Genomic DNA, 14,096 nt, shown 5'->3' on the forward strand with positions numbered 1-14,096 from the left:
GAGACGAAGGGCGCTCAGGATCCGACGAAGGGCGCTCGCGCACCAGGATGTCGGCCGTCATCGCAGGAACGCCGCGGCGACGCCGGAATCCACCGGGATGTGCAGGCCGGTGGTGCGGCTGAGTTCGGGGCCGGTGAGCACGTAGACGGCATCCGCCACGTTCTCGGGCACGACTTCGCGCTTGAGGATCGTGCGGTTGGCGTAGAACTGACCGAGGTCCTCTTCGGCGACGCCGTAGGTGGCGGCGCGGTTGGCACCCCAGCCCGAGGCGAAGATGCCCGAGCCACGCACGACGCCGTCGGGGTTGATGCCGTTGACGCGAATGCCGTATTCACCGAGCTCGACGGCCAGCAGCCGTACCTGGTGCGCCTGGTCGGCCTTGGTCGCCGAGTAGGCGATGTTGTTCGGGCCCGCGAAGACGGAGTTCTTCGACGAGATGTAGATGATGTCGCCGCCGAGCTTCTGATCGATCAGCACGCGGGCTGCGGCCTTCGACACCAGGAACGACCCCTTGGCCATGACGTCGTGCTGCAGGTCCCAGTCCTTCTCGGTGGTCTCGAGCAGCGGCTTCGACAGCGAGAGCCCGGCGTTGTTGACGACGAGGTCGACGCCGCCGAACGCGAGCACGGCGTCGTTCACCGCGGCCTGGATGGCATCGGCATCCGCGACGTTCGCCGCCACACCGATGGCCACATCCGTCGAACCGAGCTCGGCGGCGGCGGCCTGCGCCTTCTCGAGGTCGAGGTCGGCGATGACGACGCAGGCGCCCTCGGCCGCGAGGCGGGTGGCGATGGCCTTGCCGATGCCGCTGGCGGCACCGGTGACGAAGGCGATGCGGCCCTGGTGCGACTTCGGCTTCGGCATCCGCTGCAGCTTCGCCTCCTCCAGCGCCCAGTACTCGATGGCGAACTTCTCGGCGTCGGAGATGGGGGAGTAGGTCGACAGCGCCTCGGCACCGCGCATCACGTTGATGGCGTTGACATAGAACTCGCCGGCGACGCGGGCTGTCTGCTTGTTCGCACCGTACGAGAACATCCCGATGCCGGGGACGAGGACGATCAGCGGGTCGGCGCCCCGGATCACGGGCGACTCCGCGGTCGCGTGCGCGTCGTAGTAAGCCTGGTAGTCGGCACGGTACTCGGCGTGCAGCTCGTGCAGGCGGGCGATCTGCTCGTCTACGGATGCCGTGACCGGCAGATCGAGGATCAGCGGCTTGACCTTGGTGCGCAGGAAGTGGTCGGGGCAGCTGGTGCCGAGGGCAGCGAGCTCGGGCGCGCGCTCGGAGGCGAGGAAGTCGAGCACGACGTCGGAGTCGGTGAAGTGGCCGACCATCGGCTTGTCGGTCGACGCGATGCCGCGGATGGTGCCGGCGAGGGCCGCCGCGCGATCGCGGCGCTCGGCCTCGGGGAGCGCCGCGAATCCGGCACGGACGCCACCGAACGGATCGGCCGTGCCGTTCGCCGCGATGTAGGCGGCTGCGGTGTCGATGATCCACAGCGAGTTCGCCTCGGCCTCCTCCGACGTGTCCCCCCAGGCGGTGATGCCGTGCCCGCCGAGGATCGTGCCGATCGCCTGCGGGTTCTGGGCCTTGATCGCGGCGATGTCGAGTCCGAGCTGGAAGCCGGGTCGGCGCCACGGCACCCAGACGACACGCTGCCCACCAGCACCGTCGCCGAAGATCTTCGCGGTCAGCGCCTCGCCGTCGACGGCTGTGGCGATCGCGATTCCGGAGTCGGGGTGCAGGTGGTCGACGTGCGCGGCGTCGACGAGGCCGTGCATCGCGGTGTCGATCGACGGGGCGGCACCGCCCTTGCCGTGCAGGCAGTAGTCGAACGCCGCGACCATCTCGTCTTCGCGCTCGAGGCCGGGGTAGACGTCGACGAGCGCGCGCATGCGGTCGAGGCGCAGCACGGCGAGTCCCTGCTCCGTCAGCGTGCCCAGGTCGCCGCCCGAGCCCTTGACCCACATCAGCTCGACCGGCTGCCCGGTGACGGGGTCGATCGCGGTGCCCTTCGCCGACGTGTTGCCGCCCGCGTAGTTGGTGTTCTTGGGGTCGGCGCCGAGGCGGTTCGACCGCTCGATGAGGGCGGCGGCGGTGGGGTTCGTCATGGCTGTTCCTTGTTCTCGGGAGAAGTGGCGAGGATGCGGGCGGCGAAGCGATCGATCGATGCGGTCGCACCCGGGTGTTCCGGACGGTTGAGGTGGCCGTGGCGGGTGCCGGGCTCGGTCGAGATGTCGAGGTCGACGCCTGCGTCGCGCAGGGACGCGCCGAACGCCTCGCCGGAGACGCGCAGCTCGTCGACCTCGTCGTTGATCATGATCGTGGCGGGAAAGCGCGAGAGCTGTGCGGGGGATGCTGTGCCGGGCACGGCGTAGATCTCTGCGCTCTCGACGGGCCCGCCGAGATAGTTCTCGTACATGACGCGCACGGGGTCGGGCCCGAATGTGTCGGCGTCGGGATCTGCGTCGAGCGCGGCGCGCAGCGCGGCATCCGGGTGTCCCTGCACGGCGTGCAGGGTCGGGTAGGCGAGCACGGCGAGCGCCGGAACGGGACCCGCCCCGTGACTCAGCCGCAGGGCGGCACCCGCGGCGAGGTTGCCGCCGGCGCTCGCTCCGCCGATCGACCAGGGGCCGCGGGCGAGATCGGAATCCACGGCCCACCGGAACGCGGCCTCGACCTCGTCGGAGGCGACGGGGTAGTGCACGCCCTCGCGCTCGGGGGCTTCGGACGCCGCGGCCCAGGCCAGGGGGAACGGCGCGAGCGCATAGTCCACCGAGACCACCGCGATGCCGCGGTCGGCGAAGCTCCGCGCCACCCAGTCGGCCTCCGGCATGTCGATCTCGCCGGCGAGGAAACCGCCGCCGTGCACCCAGACGAGCCCCGGGCCCGCGGGACTCTCGGGCGTGTACACGCGCACGCGCAGCGGTCCGTGCGGTCCGTCGAGCACCTGGTCGCTCACAGCATCGTCCGTTCTGTCGGTGGGGCGTCGGGATGCGGGGATCGGCTCCCGCATCCCGACGGGTCTTGTGATGTCAGGGGCGAAGGGTCAGGCGCCCCAGCCGGCCTGCACTCCGCCGACGCGCTCTGCGGCGATCTTCTGCTGGTAGCCCGAGTCGGCATAGGCCTTCATCGGGTCTGCGGCCAGACCGCGCGACTCGCGCCATTCAGCGAGAGCCGGGCGCACGTCGGTGTAGAAGGCGTCCATGAAGACGGCGTTCGCGGCGAGCACGTCGCCGGACCTCTGCGCCGCAGCCAGGGCGTCGCGGTCGACGAGCAGTGCGCGCGCCGTCATCTCCTGCACATTGAGCACCGAGCGGATCTGGCCGGGGATCTTGTCCTCGACGTTGTGGCACTGGTCGAGCATGAACGCCACGTCGGGGTTGTTCAGGCCGCCGCCGCGTACGACCTCGAACAGGATGCGGAACAGCTGGAACGGGTCGGCCGCCCCGACGATCAGGTCGTCGTCGGCGTAGAAGCGCGAGTTGAAGTCGAACGAGCCGAGCTTGCCGAGACGCAGCAGCTGCATCACGATGAACTCGATGTTGGTGCCGGGGGCATGGTGGCCGGTGTCGAGGCAGACCGAGGCCTTGTCGCCGAGCGCGACGACCTGTGCGTAGGACGTGCCCCAGTCCGGAACATCGGTGTGGTAGAAAGCCGGCTCGAAGAACTTGTACTCGAGCACGAGGCGCTGCTCGTCGCCCAGGCGCGCGTAGATCGTCTGCAGCGACTCCTGCAGACGATCCTGGCGGCCGCGCATGTCGGCCTGGCCCGGGTAGTTCGAGCCTTCGGCCAGCCAGATCTTCAGGTCGCGGCTGCCGGTGGCATCCATCACGTCGATGCAGGCGAGGTGGTGATCGATCGCCTTGCGGCGGATCGCCGCATCTTCGTGGGTCAGGGCGCCGAACTTGTAGTCGTCGTCCTGGAAGGTGTTGGAGTTGACCGTGCCGAGAGAGACGCCGAGGTCTTCTGCATAGGCCCGCAGATCGGAGAACGAGTCGACGAGATCCCACGGAATGTGCAGCGCGACCGAGGGAGCGAGCGCGGTGTAGGTGTTGACCTGCGCGGCATCCGCGATCTTCTCCCACGGGTCGCGCGGGGTGCCGGGGGTGCCGAACACCTTGAAGCGGGTGCCGGAGTTGCCGAACGCCCAGCTGGGGAGCTCGATGCCCTGCTTCTCGAGGGCGGCGAGGTTGTCGGACGAGAGGATGCTCATGAGGCGCTGCCTTCGATATCGGAGTCGGTGGAGGATGCGGGGGAGTCGCCGGCATCGGCGAGCTGGTCTTCGAGGTGGAACACCTCGGTGAGTGTGGCGGCTGCCTGGTCGGGACGACCGTCGAGCCCGATGAAGAAGCGGCCCATCTCGGCCTCCCAACGGGCGGCGACCGCGGAGGCGGCGAGGTAGGCCTGCGCCGCCTCGTCATCGTCGGTCTCGTAATAGCCGAGGAGCGTGCCGCCCTCCGCGAGGAACAGTGAATAGTTGCGACGTCCGGCAGCGGCGATCTCAGCCAGCATCTCGGGCCACACGGGCGAGTGGCGGGCGAGGTATTCGTCGAGCAGCTCAGGGCGCACCTGCAACTGGAACGCGACGCGGGTCATGGGGATCTCTCTTCATCGAGGTTTTGAATCGTTTCACTGGCTGGTGTCAACACTAGCATGGCCGGTCGCTCTGTCAAGCGACCGGCCATGCTGTCGAGGGGATCGGATGATCACCTCACCGTCACGGTCACACTCTTCGAGACCGTGGTGCCCGCGGTGTTCGAGAACTCGGCGACATAGGAGTAGGTGCCGGGTGCGCGACCGGTGATCGCGGTCTGCGCGCGCTGCGCTGAGGGGGACGCCGCCACCAGAGCCTGGGTGTCGATCAGAACCCCGTTCTCGTACAACCGGTATTCGGTGCCGTTCGTGCCCCACCAGAGGTCGGTGGTCACGGTGTAGCTGCCGTCGCGATCCCCATTGTCGTGGCTGACCACGGGCAGCCCTGGGGCGGCATCCTTCACTCTGACGGTGACGGATGTCGTGGATGTCGTGCCCTTCGCGTTGGTCAGCTCGCCCGTGTACACATACGTGCCGTTCGTGCGGCCGCTCACCGAGACGGTGGTGAGCTGTGCCTTCGGCGAGTTCGCATCGAGGAGCTTCGTCGTAATGAGCGTCCCGTTCTCGTAGAGGCGGAACACCGCCCCGTTCACGCCGTGCCAGAGGTTCATCGACACGGTGAACGCGCCATCGTGCAGACCGGTGTCCCAGCCCGAGTCCGTCGACAGCGTGCCGCGGGCGGGTTTCGCCGTCGGACGCTCGTCGTCGTAGACCAGGATCTGCGCCTCCGCACGCGTGACCAGGCCGTCATGGTTGACCGCGTTGGCGGTCACCGTGTGGGGCCCGACGAGGCCGGCCAGGTCGATCGTCTGGCCCGGGGCGACAGGTTCTCCGTCGAAGGTGACGTCGAGCGTCCGCACCCCCGACTCGGGATCGGCGGCCGTCACGTCGACGGTGAAGGTGGACGTGCTGGCGAACAGGGAGCCGTCCGCAGGCATCCCCGACACCACGGGAGCCGTCTGATCGGCTGCCCCCGACGGGTCGCCGGTGACCGCGATGCGCGGAGCCGGCGGCTGTTCCATGCCGTCACCGAGGAAGAAGCTCGTCTGCGGCGGCTGGTTGTATCCGGTGTTCTGCCAGGCGACGGAGAGTCGATACACCGGGTCGTGCATCAGGGTCCGCAGACGCAGATCCGTCTCGTCGGCGGTCGAGTAGATCCGCAGCTCGGTCGAGTCGTCGGAGCGCCAGGCGATCTCCTCGCGCCAGTCGCCGAAGAGGTCCGCCTGCAGGTTCGGCGTGCCCTTGGTGCTGTTGTTGGAGAGAGCGCCCTCCGCCTTCAGGATCACGTCGCTGGACTCCGTCTCCCCGTTCCACTTCGACACGGTCGGCACACCCGCGGACGTGTCGGCGTTCCAGTCGTGATCGACGATCTCCCGCAGCGGGTCTCCGTCGAACCAGGCGAGGAAGTTCGCCGCAGGGATCCGTTCGCCGATGAGCTCACCGGTCGACGAGCGCAGCTGGCCGACGGGGGAGTTCCACGCGGCATCACCGCCGATCGCCCAGCCCTCGGCGCCCTCGTACCGGGGGTCGATGTCGGCGGAGGCTGCACGACCGGTGTCCTTGGCCGCAGGAATCGACCACAGAACCTCACCGGTGCGCGCGTCGCGCATCGTCGCACCGACGTTGCCCGAGGCGTTCATCTCCTCGTGTGCGGCGAACACCTCGAGGCCGGGGTTCGAGGGCACGAGGTCCGAGACGTGGATCGCGTCGCCGTGACCGAGGCCGGTGGAGTACAGGAGTGTGCCGTCGTCGTCGACCGTGGCCGATCCGTAGACGATCTCGTCCTTCTGGTCGCCGTCGACGTCGGCGACCGACAGGTTGTGGTTGCCCATCCCGTAGAAGCCCTCGTCACCGGAGTCATCCGAGTCGAGCACCCAGCGCTGGGTGAGCGATGTGCCGTCGAAGTCGTACGCCGCCATCACGGCCCGGGTGTAGTACCCGCGGCTGAAGATCGCACTGGGGTGCTCGCCGTCGAGATACGCGGTCGCCGCCAGGAAGCGATCGACCCGGTTGCCGTAGCTGTCGCCCCACGAGCCGACGTCGCCTCGGGCCGGCACGTAGTCCACGGTGTCGACCGCAGCTCCCGTCAGTCCGGTGAAGACGCTGAGGTACTCGGGGCCGGTGAGCACGTAGCCCGTGCTGTTGCGGTGGTCGGCGCTGGCGTTGCCGATGGGCTGGCCCACGCCGTCGATCGTGCCGTCCGCGGTCTTCATGACCACCTCGGCGCGGCCGTCGCCGTCGTAGTCGAACACCTGGAACTGCGTGTAGTGGGCGCCCGCCCGGATGTTCACCCCCAGGTCGATGCGCCACAGGCGCGTGCCGTCGAGACGGTAGGCGTCGAGGTACACGTTGCCGGTGTATCCCGACTGCGAGTTGTCCTTCGAGTTCGAGGGGTCCCATTTGACGAGGATCTCGTACTGCCCGTCGCCGTCGAGATCTCCGACGCTCGCATCGTTGGCGCGGTACGAGTACGGCTGACCGTCCTTCGTGTAGGCGTCGGCGGGCTTGTCGAGCGGGATGGAGAGGTGATCGCCGGCCTGGACTCCGAACTGGTCGGTCACCGTGACCTCGCGATCGTCGAGGACGCTCGTGACGTAGTACGTCGAGTCGCCCGAGCCGTCGGCGTCGAGGACGTTGGTCGAGTCGGTGATCGGCTCGTCCGTGATGCGGGTGCCGTCGCGGTAGACGTGGAAGGCGATCGCATCGGGGTCGGTGCCGAGCATGCGCCAGCTGACCAGCACGCCGTCGTCCGTCTGCACTGCTGCGGGCGCACGGTCGAGGTACTCGGCCTGCCGCTGCAGCACGGTGGCCGCCTCCGTGCTCAGCTGCGAGGAGTCGGGCCCCGCACCACCCGCGTTCACCGCGACAGCGGTGTAGTGGTACGGGATCGTGGTCAGCACGGCGGTGTCGACGAAGCGGTTCGCGGTGGCGAAGCCGGCGAGTTCGCCGCGCTCCCCCTCGATCTCGGAGCGGAAGATCATCGTGTAGACCGCGGTGCTCGGCTGCGCCCACGAGATCTCGACCTCGCGCTTCTCGAGCCGGTCGACCGCGAGGGCGGTGGGTGCGGACGGCGCGTCGACGGCCGCATCCACCAGAGACACGTCGACGGATGCCGACGGCACCGACTCCAGTCCGGTCTGATCGACAGCGGTCACGTGATACGTGTAATCGAGCCCGAGGCGCGCACCGGTGTCGATGAACGAGGCGGCCGTCGTCTCGCCGACCGGCGTCGACGACGTCTCGAACGCCGAGGTGCGGTACACCTTCCAGGTCATCCCGGGCTCGGCGGTCCACGCGAGAGAGACGGTCGGTGCCGCGGGATCCGCGTTCACGTCCGTCACCTCGAGGTCGGCAGGGCCGAGCAGGATCGGGGTCACCTCGATGCCGTTGAGGCGTGTCCCCGCGGCGGCGCCGTGCACGCGCACGGTGAGCTGACCGTCTGTGACGAGCACCGGGCCGCGGACCGAGGCATTCACGGACCCGGAGCCGGCGTTGCCCGTGCCGAAGGCCTTGCCCTCGATGTCGACGTTCGTCCGGGTGGAGCCGATCCAGTCTCCGGAGTAGGTCTTGACCGAGTAGGTGCCGTTCGGCACGTCCAGCAGGAACTCGCTCGAGTCGCCGGGGAGGACGAAGTCTCGCTCGAGGTCGCTCGCGCCGCCGGCGGTCCCGCGGTCGCGCCCGGCGTTCGCGGCCAGAGGCGTCGCGAAGCCGAACCCGGAGTCGGTCGTGTATCCGTCCTCGGGGTTCACCTCGGTGTAGCCGGGCATCACGGCCCCGCCGGCCAGCTGGAAGTCGAACTTCCACTTCGCCTGCTTGGTCGAGAAGCTCACGGTGTTCGATGCGTCCGAGACGCCCCGGCCGTTCACCGCGAACACGCGGTAGCGGTACCCCGCGCCCTCGGCGAGGCCCTGCACGATGGCGCTCGTCTGCGTGGTCGTGGTCACCAGCGCCCAGACCTGCTCGGGGTCGGCGGTGGCCTGGCGCTCGATGCGGTAGACGTCCGCGCCCGGCGACGCGTTCCACTGCAGCACGGCACCGGCATTCGAGACGGAGCCGGCCACGAGGTTCGCAGGCGCGGCCGGCACCGCGGCCGGCGGCTCGACGTCGACGACCTTCGCGGCGAGGGGGTCGTCGAGGGCGCTGACGTCCTGAGCGATGAGGCGCGCCATCTGGATCGCACCGTAGTCCTGGAAGTGCGTGTCGTCCTGGGTGCCGGACGGGCGGCCGGGGAAGATGCCCGGATCGACCCAGAGGAACACCGACTTCGCCGCCTCGGGACCGATCTCGTCGAGGTAGGCGCGGCTCGATGCCGACAGGTCGACGAGCGGGACGTCTTCCTCCGCTGCGAGCTCGATCATCTTCGCCACGTACTCGGGGAAGCTCACGGTGGCAGCCCCCGTCGCGGCGTCGAAGCTGCGACGTGAGACGGGGGTGACGAGCACGGGGGTGGCGCCGCGCTGGCGGGCTCCCTGCACGTAACCGCGCAGATACTCCTTGTAGTCGGCGGGAGACGCGTAGCGATCGTCGACGCCCTGAGTCGCGTCGTTGTGTCCGAACTGCACGAACAGATAGTCGCCGGGGCGGATTCCGCGGAGGATCTCGTCGAGACGACCCTGCGTGATGAAGTTCTTCGAGGACCGTCCGCCTATCGCGTGGTTCGCGAATGCGACGTCATCGGCGAAGAAGCGGTCGATCATCTGGCCCCACCCCGCCTGCGGCGCGAAGGCGTCGGTGTAGGTCTGGACGGTCGAGTCGCCGGCGAGGTAGACCGTCGGCAGCGCTCCGGGCGTGCGGCTCGTCTGGCGAGTGATGGTGAGCGCGTCGAGCGCCGCGGCCGAACCGCCGACCTGCAGGGTCAGACGGCCATCGATGAGAGCGATCGGGAATGCCATCTCGAGGTACTCGCCGGCGGGCTTCGAGGTCGTCTGCACCTTGGCGATGCCCTCTGCGGTGATCGCGATCTCGCTCGCGGCACTGCGGTCGCCCGCGATGACGGCGACGGTGTAGTCGCCTGCGCCGAGCTGCACCTCGAAGGTGCCGCCGTGGGCGGCGACATGATCTCCGCGCAGCGGATCGTCGCCGCCGCGGTCGACATCGGCGTGTGCGGAGGACGGGGCGGTGCTGAAGCCGTATCCCCACTCGTCGGAGAATCCGACGGACGAGGTGACGCCGACGGCGCCGTCGGCAAGGGCCCCGGGACCGAAGTCGAAGACGATCCGGTCGCCGGCAGGCAGGGGAGCGGGCGCTGCGTAGACCGCGGAGTCGACGGCGGCGGATGCGGCGGAGGTGCCTGCCGTGTTGCGCGCGGTCACCCGGTACGACCAGCTCTGCGACGTGTCGACCTCATCGGTGAATGCGGGTGCCGCCACCGTGGCGACGGCGGAGAAGAGCCCGTCGGCGCCCGCGCGCTCGACGACGTACTCGTCGGCATTCGATGTCGCGGTCCAGGTCAGTGCGACCGCATCCCTCGTCACCTGCGCGACCGCGAGTCCCTCGGGAGTCGCAGGAACGGCGAGGGCGGGGATCGCGCCGCTGCGCACCTCGGGGCTGCGTGCGGACACGAGCCCGTAGGAGTTGACGGCCTCAACCGTGTAGGCGAAGGCGTCGCCCTCGGCGACATCGGTGTCGGAGTACGTCGTCGCCTCGATCTCGTCGATCTGGCGGAACTCGCCGACCGCATCGCCGTCGACGTCCGCTCGCAGGATCCGGTACGCCGTGGCGCCGTCTGCGGCAGCCCAGGACAGATCGACCGCGTTCCAGGCGACTTCGGCGACCGCGAGGTCTGCCGGCACCGCCGGGAGCACCGGTGCGACGACGATCCCGTTGACGTAGGCGCCGAGGCCGCTCCCCGTGAAGCCCACGGTCAGCTGTCCGTCTTCGACCTTCGTGCGGAACGTCTCGGTCGTGGACCCGCCCTTGGCGGTCGTGAGTCGTGTCTGTGCGACCCCTTCGAGAGTGAGCGTCGCGTTGGTGCTCGATGCCGTCGTCAGCGCGTCGCCGATCGTCACGGTCACGTCGTACTCACCGGCGGGGATGCTGTCGAGCAGGAAGCCCCACGATGTCCCGCCGACGAAGTCCTCCGCCACCGGATCCGCGGGGGTGCGGTTGCCGGTGCGGTCACGGGCGAACAGCGCGACGCCGTCGGGAACCGTCACTCCCCACCCCGACGCGGCCGTGTAGAGGGAGGTCGGACGCACTGGCTCGTATCCCTCGGCGACCGGGCTCGTGGCCGTGCCGAAGTCGAATCGCCAGGCGCCGTCTGCGGACGGCTCGAGCGCGGCCGCCGCCGGAACGGCGGTCATGGTCGCGCCGATCACTGCGGCGATCGTGGCGGTGGCAAGACCTGCGCGCAGGCTCGGGAACGGGCGGGACTTTCGTGCAGAACGGGTGGAGTGCTCCACGGTTCCTCCTTGGACATCACTGGCTAAGGGGTACGACTGAGAGACCCGCATCGGTGCGGATATCAAAAGGGGGAGCCGAGGCGAAGAGACCACTTCGTCTCGGCCGATCGATGGATCCGGATGGCCCGGAAAACGTATTCCCGAGGGTTGGCACGATCCTTGCATGCGGCCGGAGGCGGAGGCAAGAACTTTCTTGAGACGTTTCAGGGCGTCAGTCGAAGTGGGGCTGGCAGGGTGGGTTCGATGTCGAGGATGGGCCTGCAGGTCGCCTCAGAGGCCGGCGATCACCGCGTTGTCGAGCTCGTCGGCGTCGACGCCGGGGCGGACGGCGGCGTTGGTGAGCAGCACCCAGGCGACGCCTGCGCCCGGGTGCACCCAGAACTCCGTGCCGGCCCAACCGCCGTGTCCGTAGACGTCGCGATCGATCAGCCCGGGGGCGCGTGAGCGCAGATTGAAGGTGAAGCCCCAGTCCTGGCCGCGCTCGGGCGGGTACGGATCCAGGCGCGGGATGTCGCCGGTCAGCGGCCGCACCATCATGTCCAGCCCGGCGGGCGACAGGATACCGTCGCGGGAGCCTCGATGTATGCGCAGCAGCTCGGTGCCGAGGTGCAGCAGATCCTCGGCGCGACCGAGCAGGCCGGCCCCGGGCGCGCGGGTGGCGTGGAAGCGGTCGAGGTCGAGCCCGCCTGCGGCGGCGTCGGGCACTCCGACGGATCGCCCCGCATCGAGCGTGAGGCCGATCGCGCCGATCTCCGCCGCCCAGGCGAGCGTGCCCGCATCCCAGGGTGTTCCGGTCGCGTGCTCGATCAAGGCCGCGATGCCCTCGAAGGCCAGCGTCGAGTAGCGCGAAGCGGTTCCCGCCGCGAAGTCGCGCCCGCGGGTGAGCAGTTCCTGGCGCAGAGGCACTGCCGTGTCGAGTGCGGGCTCGGCGATGCCCGAGGTGTGCGAGGCGAGATGCCACAGGCGCACGATGTCGTCGCGGCTGCCCCCGAATTCGGGCAGGGCATCGGTGAGCGGGGTGTTCGGCGTGAGCAGCCCGCGCTCGATGGCCCGCGCCGCGGTGATGCCGGTGAGCACCTTGGTGATCGAGAAGAGCGGATAGACCGCATCGGTCGCCGCACCGAATCCTTCGAGGTCGACGATCCCGTCGGCGGTGGCCATGCCGACCACGGCGGTGGGCAGGCGCTCGGCCTGCACGTGACGGCGGGCCCAGTCGAATGCGGCGTCGAAGGTCATGAGTGCGCTCCCGGCGGTTCTGGTCGTCACGCTTTTCCCGGTGACGGTTCGGACTCTACGATAGGACCATGCCACAGAAAGCGCTTTCCCACCCGGCCGCGCTCATCGACGGGCACCATCCGACCCGCTCCGTGCTGCGTCTCGTCGCGCGTCGCCCCTGGCGGCTGACGTTCGCGATCACCGCTTTCGCCGTCAAGGAGATCCCGCTCTGGTCGCTGCCCGTCATCACCGCCGCGATCATCGACGTGGTGGCGAGCAAGGGCGACGTGACCGAGGTGCTGTGGTGGTTCGCGCTCGCCGCCGTGCTGCTGCTGCAGAACTACCCCAACCACATCATCTACACGCGCAACTTCATGACCGTGGTGCGCGACCTCGGCGCGGATCTCCGCAACGCCCTCACCGCGCGTCTGCAGAGCCTGTCGATCGGATACCACACAAGGGTCAGCTCCTCGATCGTGCAGACGAAGGTGGTGCGCGACGTCGAGAACGTCGAGCTCATGCTGCAGCAGGTCACGCATCCGCTGCTCTCGTCGACCATGGTGATGCTCGGCGCGCTCGGCATGACCGCGGTGACGGTGCCCCAGTTCCTCCCCGTCTACGCGCTCGCGGTGCCCATCGCCATCGGCATCCGCTACGGCATGCGCAACAGGTCACAGCGGCGCAACGAGGTCTTCCGGCGCGAGATCGAGACGCTCTCCGCCCGCGTCGGCGAGATGGCCTCGCTGATCCCGGTGACCCGTGCTCACGGACTCGAGGAGACGGCGATCACGCGGGTCGCCGGGGGCGCAGACGGCGTGCGTCGTGCGGGACTCGACCTCGACCTGCTCAACGGCCGCGTCGCCTCGATCTCGTGGGTCGCGATGCAGCTGCTCGGCGTCGCCTGCCTGATGCTCGCCGCCGTGTGCGCTCTGACGGGCTTCCTGCCGATCACGCCCGGCGAGGTCGTCATGCTGTCGAGCTACTTCACCCTGCTGACCGGCGGGCTCACCCAGCTGCTCATGCTGATCCCGGTCGGCGCCCGAGGGCTCGAGTCCGTGCGCTCCATCGCCGAGGTGCTGCAGGAGCCGGATGTCGAGCAGAACTCCGGCAAGCAGGTCGTCTCGCGCGTCGAGGGGGAGATCGTGCTCGACGCCGCGGCGCACAGGTATGCGGATGCCGACGATGACGCGCTGTCCGCGATCGATCTGCGCGTCGCGCCGGGCGAGACCGTCGCGTTCGTCGGGTCGTCGGGATCGGGCAAGTCCACCCTGCTCAACCTGGTGCTCGGGTTCGTGCGCCCCACGAGTGGAAGGATCCTGCTCGACGGCCGCGACATGCAGGACCTCGACCTGCGCACGGTGCGTCGGTCGATCTCGGTGGTGCCGCAGGAATCGGTGCTGTTCGAGGGATCGGTCTTCGACAACATCGCCTACGGCCTGCCCGACGTGACCCCCGATCGTGTCGAACGCGCACTGCGCGACGCGAACGCCTGGGAATTCGTGAGCGCGCAGCCCCAGGGCTGGGACACCGTGGTCGGCGAGCGCGGTGCGCGGCTGTCGGGCGGACAGCGGCAGCGGCTGGCGATCGCCCGGGCGCTGGTGCGCGATCCGCGGATCCTGCTGCTCGACGAGGCCACCAGCGCGCTCGATCCCGAATCCGAGGGACTCGTCAAAGAGGCGCTCGAGCGTCTGATGCGCGGTCGCACGACTCTCGTGGTCGCGCATCGGCTGTCGACCGTCCGGCAGGCCGACCGCATCGTGGTGCTCGAGCACGGACGCATCGTGGAACAGGGATCGCACGACGAGCTGCTCGCCGCCGACGGGCGGTACGCTCGGCTGCACCTGGTGCAGAACGGCATGAGATGACAGGCGCTCCGCGTCCTGAGG

7 protein-coding genes are annotated in these 14,096 nt (G+C 69.3%); 1 reads left to right on the forward strand and 6 read right to left on the reverse strand.

Annotated features, from left to right (window positions below; translation table 11 throughout):
- Positions 1 to 57: 57 nt before the first annotated feature.
- The 6 genes from DXT68_RS03145 to DXT68_RS03170 all read right to left on the reverse strand — a co-directional run bounded on the left by DXT68_RS03145 (position 58) and on the right by DXT68_RS03170 (position 12,231).
- Entirely contained in the window at positions 58 to 2,109 is a 2,052-nt protein-coding gene (locus tag DXT68_RS03145) for a bifunctional rhamnulose-1-phosphate aldolase/short-chain dehydrogenase (RefSeq protein WP_045254835.1), read from the reverse strand.
- Positions 2,106 to 2,960, reverse strand: a complete 855-nt coding sequence (locus DXT68_RS03150) for an alpha/beta hydrolase (RefSeq protein WP_045254834.1) — start codon at positions 2,958 to 2,960, stop codon at positions 2,106 to 2,108. Before DXT68_RS03150 ends, DXT68_RS03145 begins: the two co-directional genes overlap by 4 nt.
- Positions 2,961 to 3,047: 87 nt before the next feature.
- A complete protein-coding gene (gene rhaI / locus DXT68_RS03155) occupies positions 3,048 to 4,214 on the reverse strand; it encodes an L-rhamnose isomerase (RefSeq protein WP_045254833.1) in 1,167 nt (388 codons plus the stop codon).
- Entirely contained in the window at positions 4,211 to 4,597 is a 387-nt protein-coding gene (locus DXT68_RS03160) for an L-rhamnose mutarotase (RefSeq protein WP_045254832.1), read from the reverse strand. Before DXT68_RS03160 ends, rhaI begins: the two co-directional genes overlap by 4 nt.
- A gap of 110 nt (positions 4,598 to 4,707) precedes the next feature.
- Complete coding sequence (locus DXT68_RS17370; RefSeq protein WP_341853368.1) at positions 4,708 to 10,995, reverse strand: rhamnogalacturonan lyase family protein; 6,288 nt, start codon at positions 10,993 to 10,995, stop codon at positions 4,708 to 4,710.
- Positions 10,996 to 11,265: 270 nt separating this feature from the next.
- The gene (locus DXT68_RS03170) at positions 11,266 to 12,231 is read right to left on the reverse strand and encodes a serine hydrolase domain-containing protein (RefSeq protein WP_045254830.1); all 966 of its coding nucleotides are present in this window, start codon (positions 12,229 to 12,231) and stop codon (positions 11,266 to 11,268) included.
- A 68-nt stretch (positions 12,232 to 12,299) separates the two neighbouring features.
- On the opposite strand from DXT68_RS03170, the gene DXT68_RS03175 reads away from it, so the two are divergent.
- Complete coding sequence (locus DXT68_RS03175; RefSeq protein ID WP_045254829.1) at positions 12,300 to 14,075, forward strand: ABC transporter ATP-binding protein; 1,776 nt, start codon at positions 12,300 to 12,302, stop codon at positions 14,073 to 14,075.
- Positions 14,076 to 14,096 lie beyond the last annotated feature (21 nt).

The organism is Microbacterium foliorum, from assembly GCF_003367705.1.
GTDB lineage: Bacteria > Actinomycetota > Actinomycetes > Actinomycetales > Microbacteriaceae > Microbacterium > Microbacterium foliorum.

Coding starts and splice junctions, on each gene's coding strand:
- DXT68_RS03145 (WP_045254835.1), bottom strand. CDS start 2,109: ATGACGAACCCCACCGCCGCCGCCCTCATCGAGCGGTCGAACCGCCTC.
- rhaI (WP_045254833.1), bottom strand. CDS start 4,214: ATGAGCATCCTCTCGTCCGACAACCTCGCCGCCCTCGAGAAGCAGGGC.
- DXT68_RS03160 (WP_045254832.1), bottom strand. CDS start 4,597: ATGACCCGCGTCGCGTTCCAGTTGCAGGTGCGCCCTGAGCTGCTCGAC.
- DXT68_RS03170 (WP_045254830.1), bottom strand. CDS start 12,231: ATGACCTTCGACGCCGCATTCGACTGGGCCCGCCGTCACGTGCAGGCC.
- DXT68_RS03175 (WP_045254829.1), top strand. CDS start 12,300: ATGCCACAGAAAGCGCTTTCCCACCCGGCCGCGCTCATCGACGGGCAC.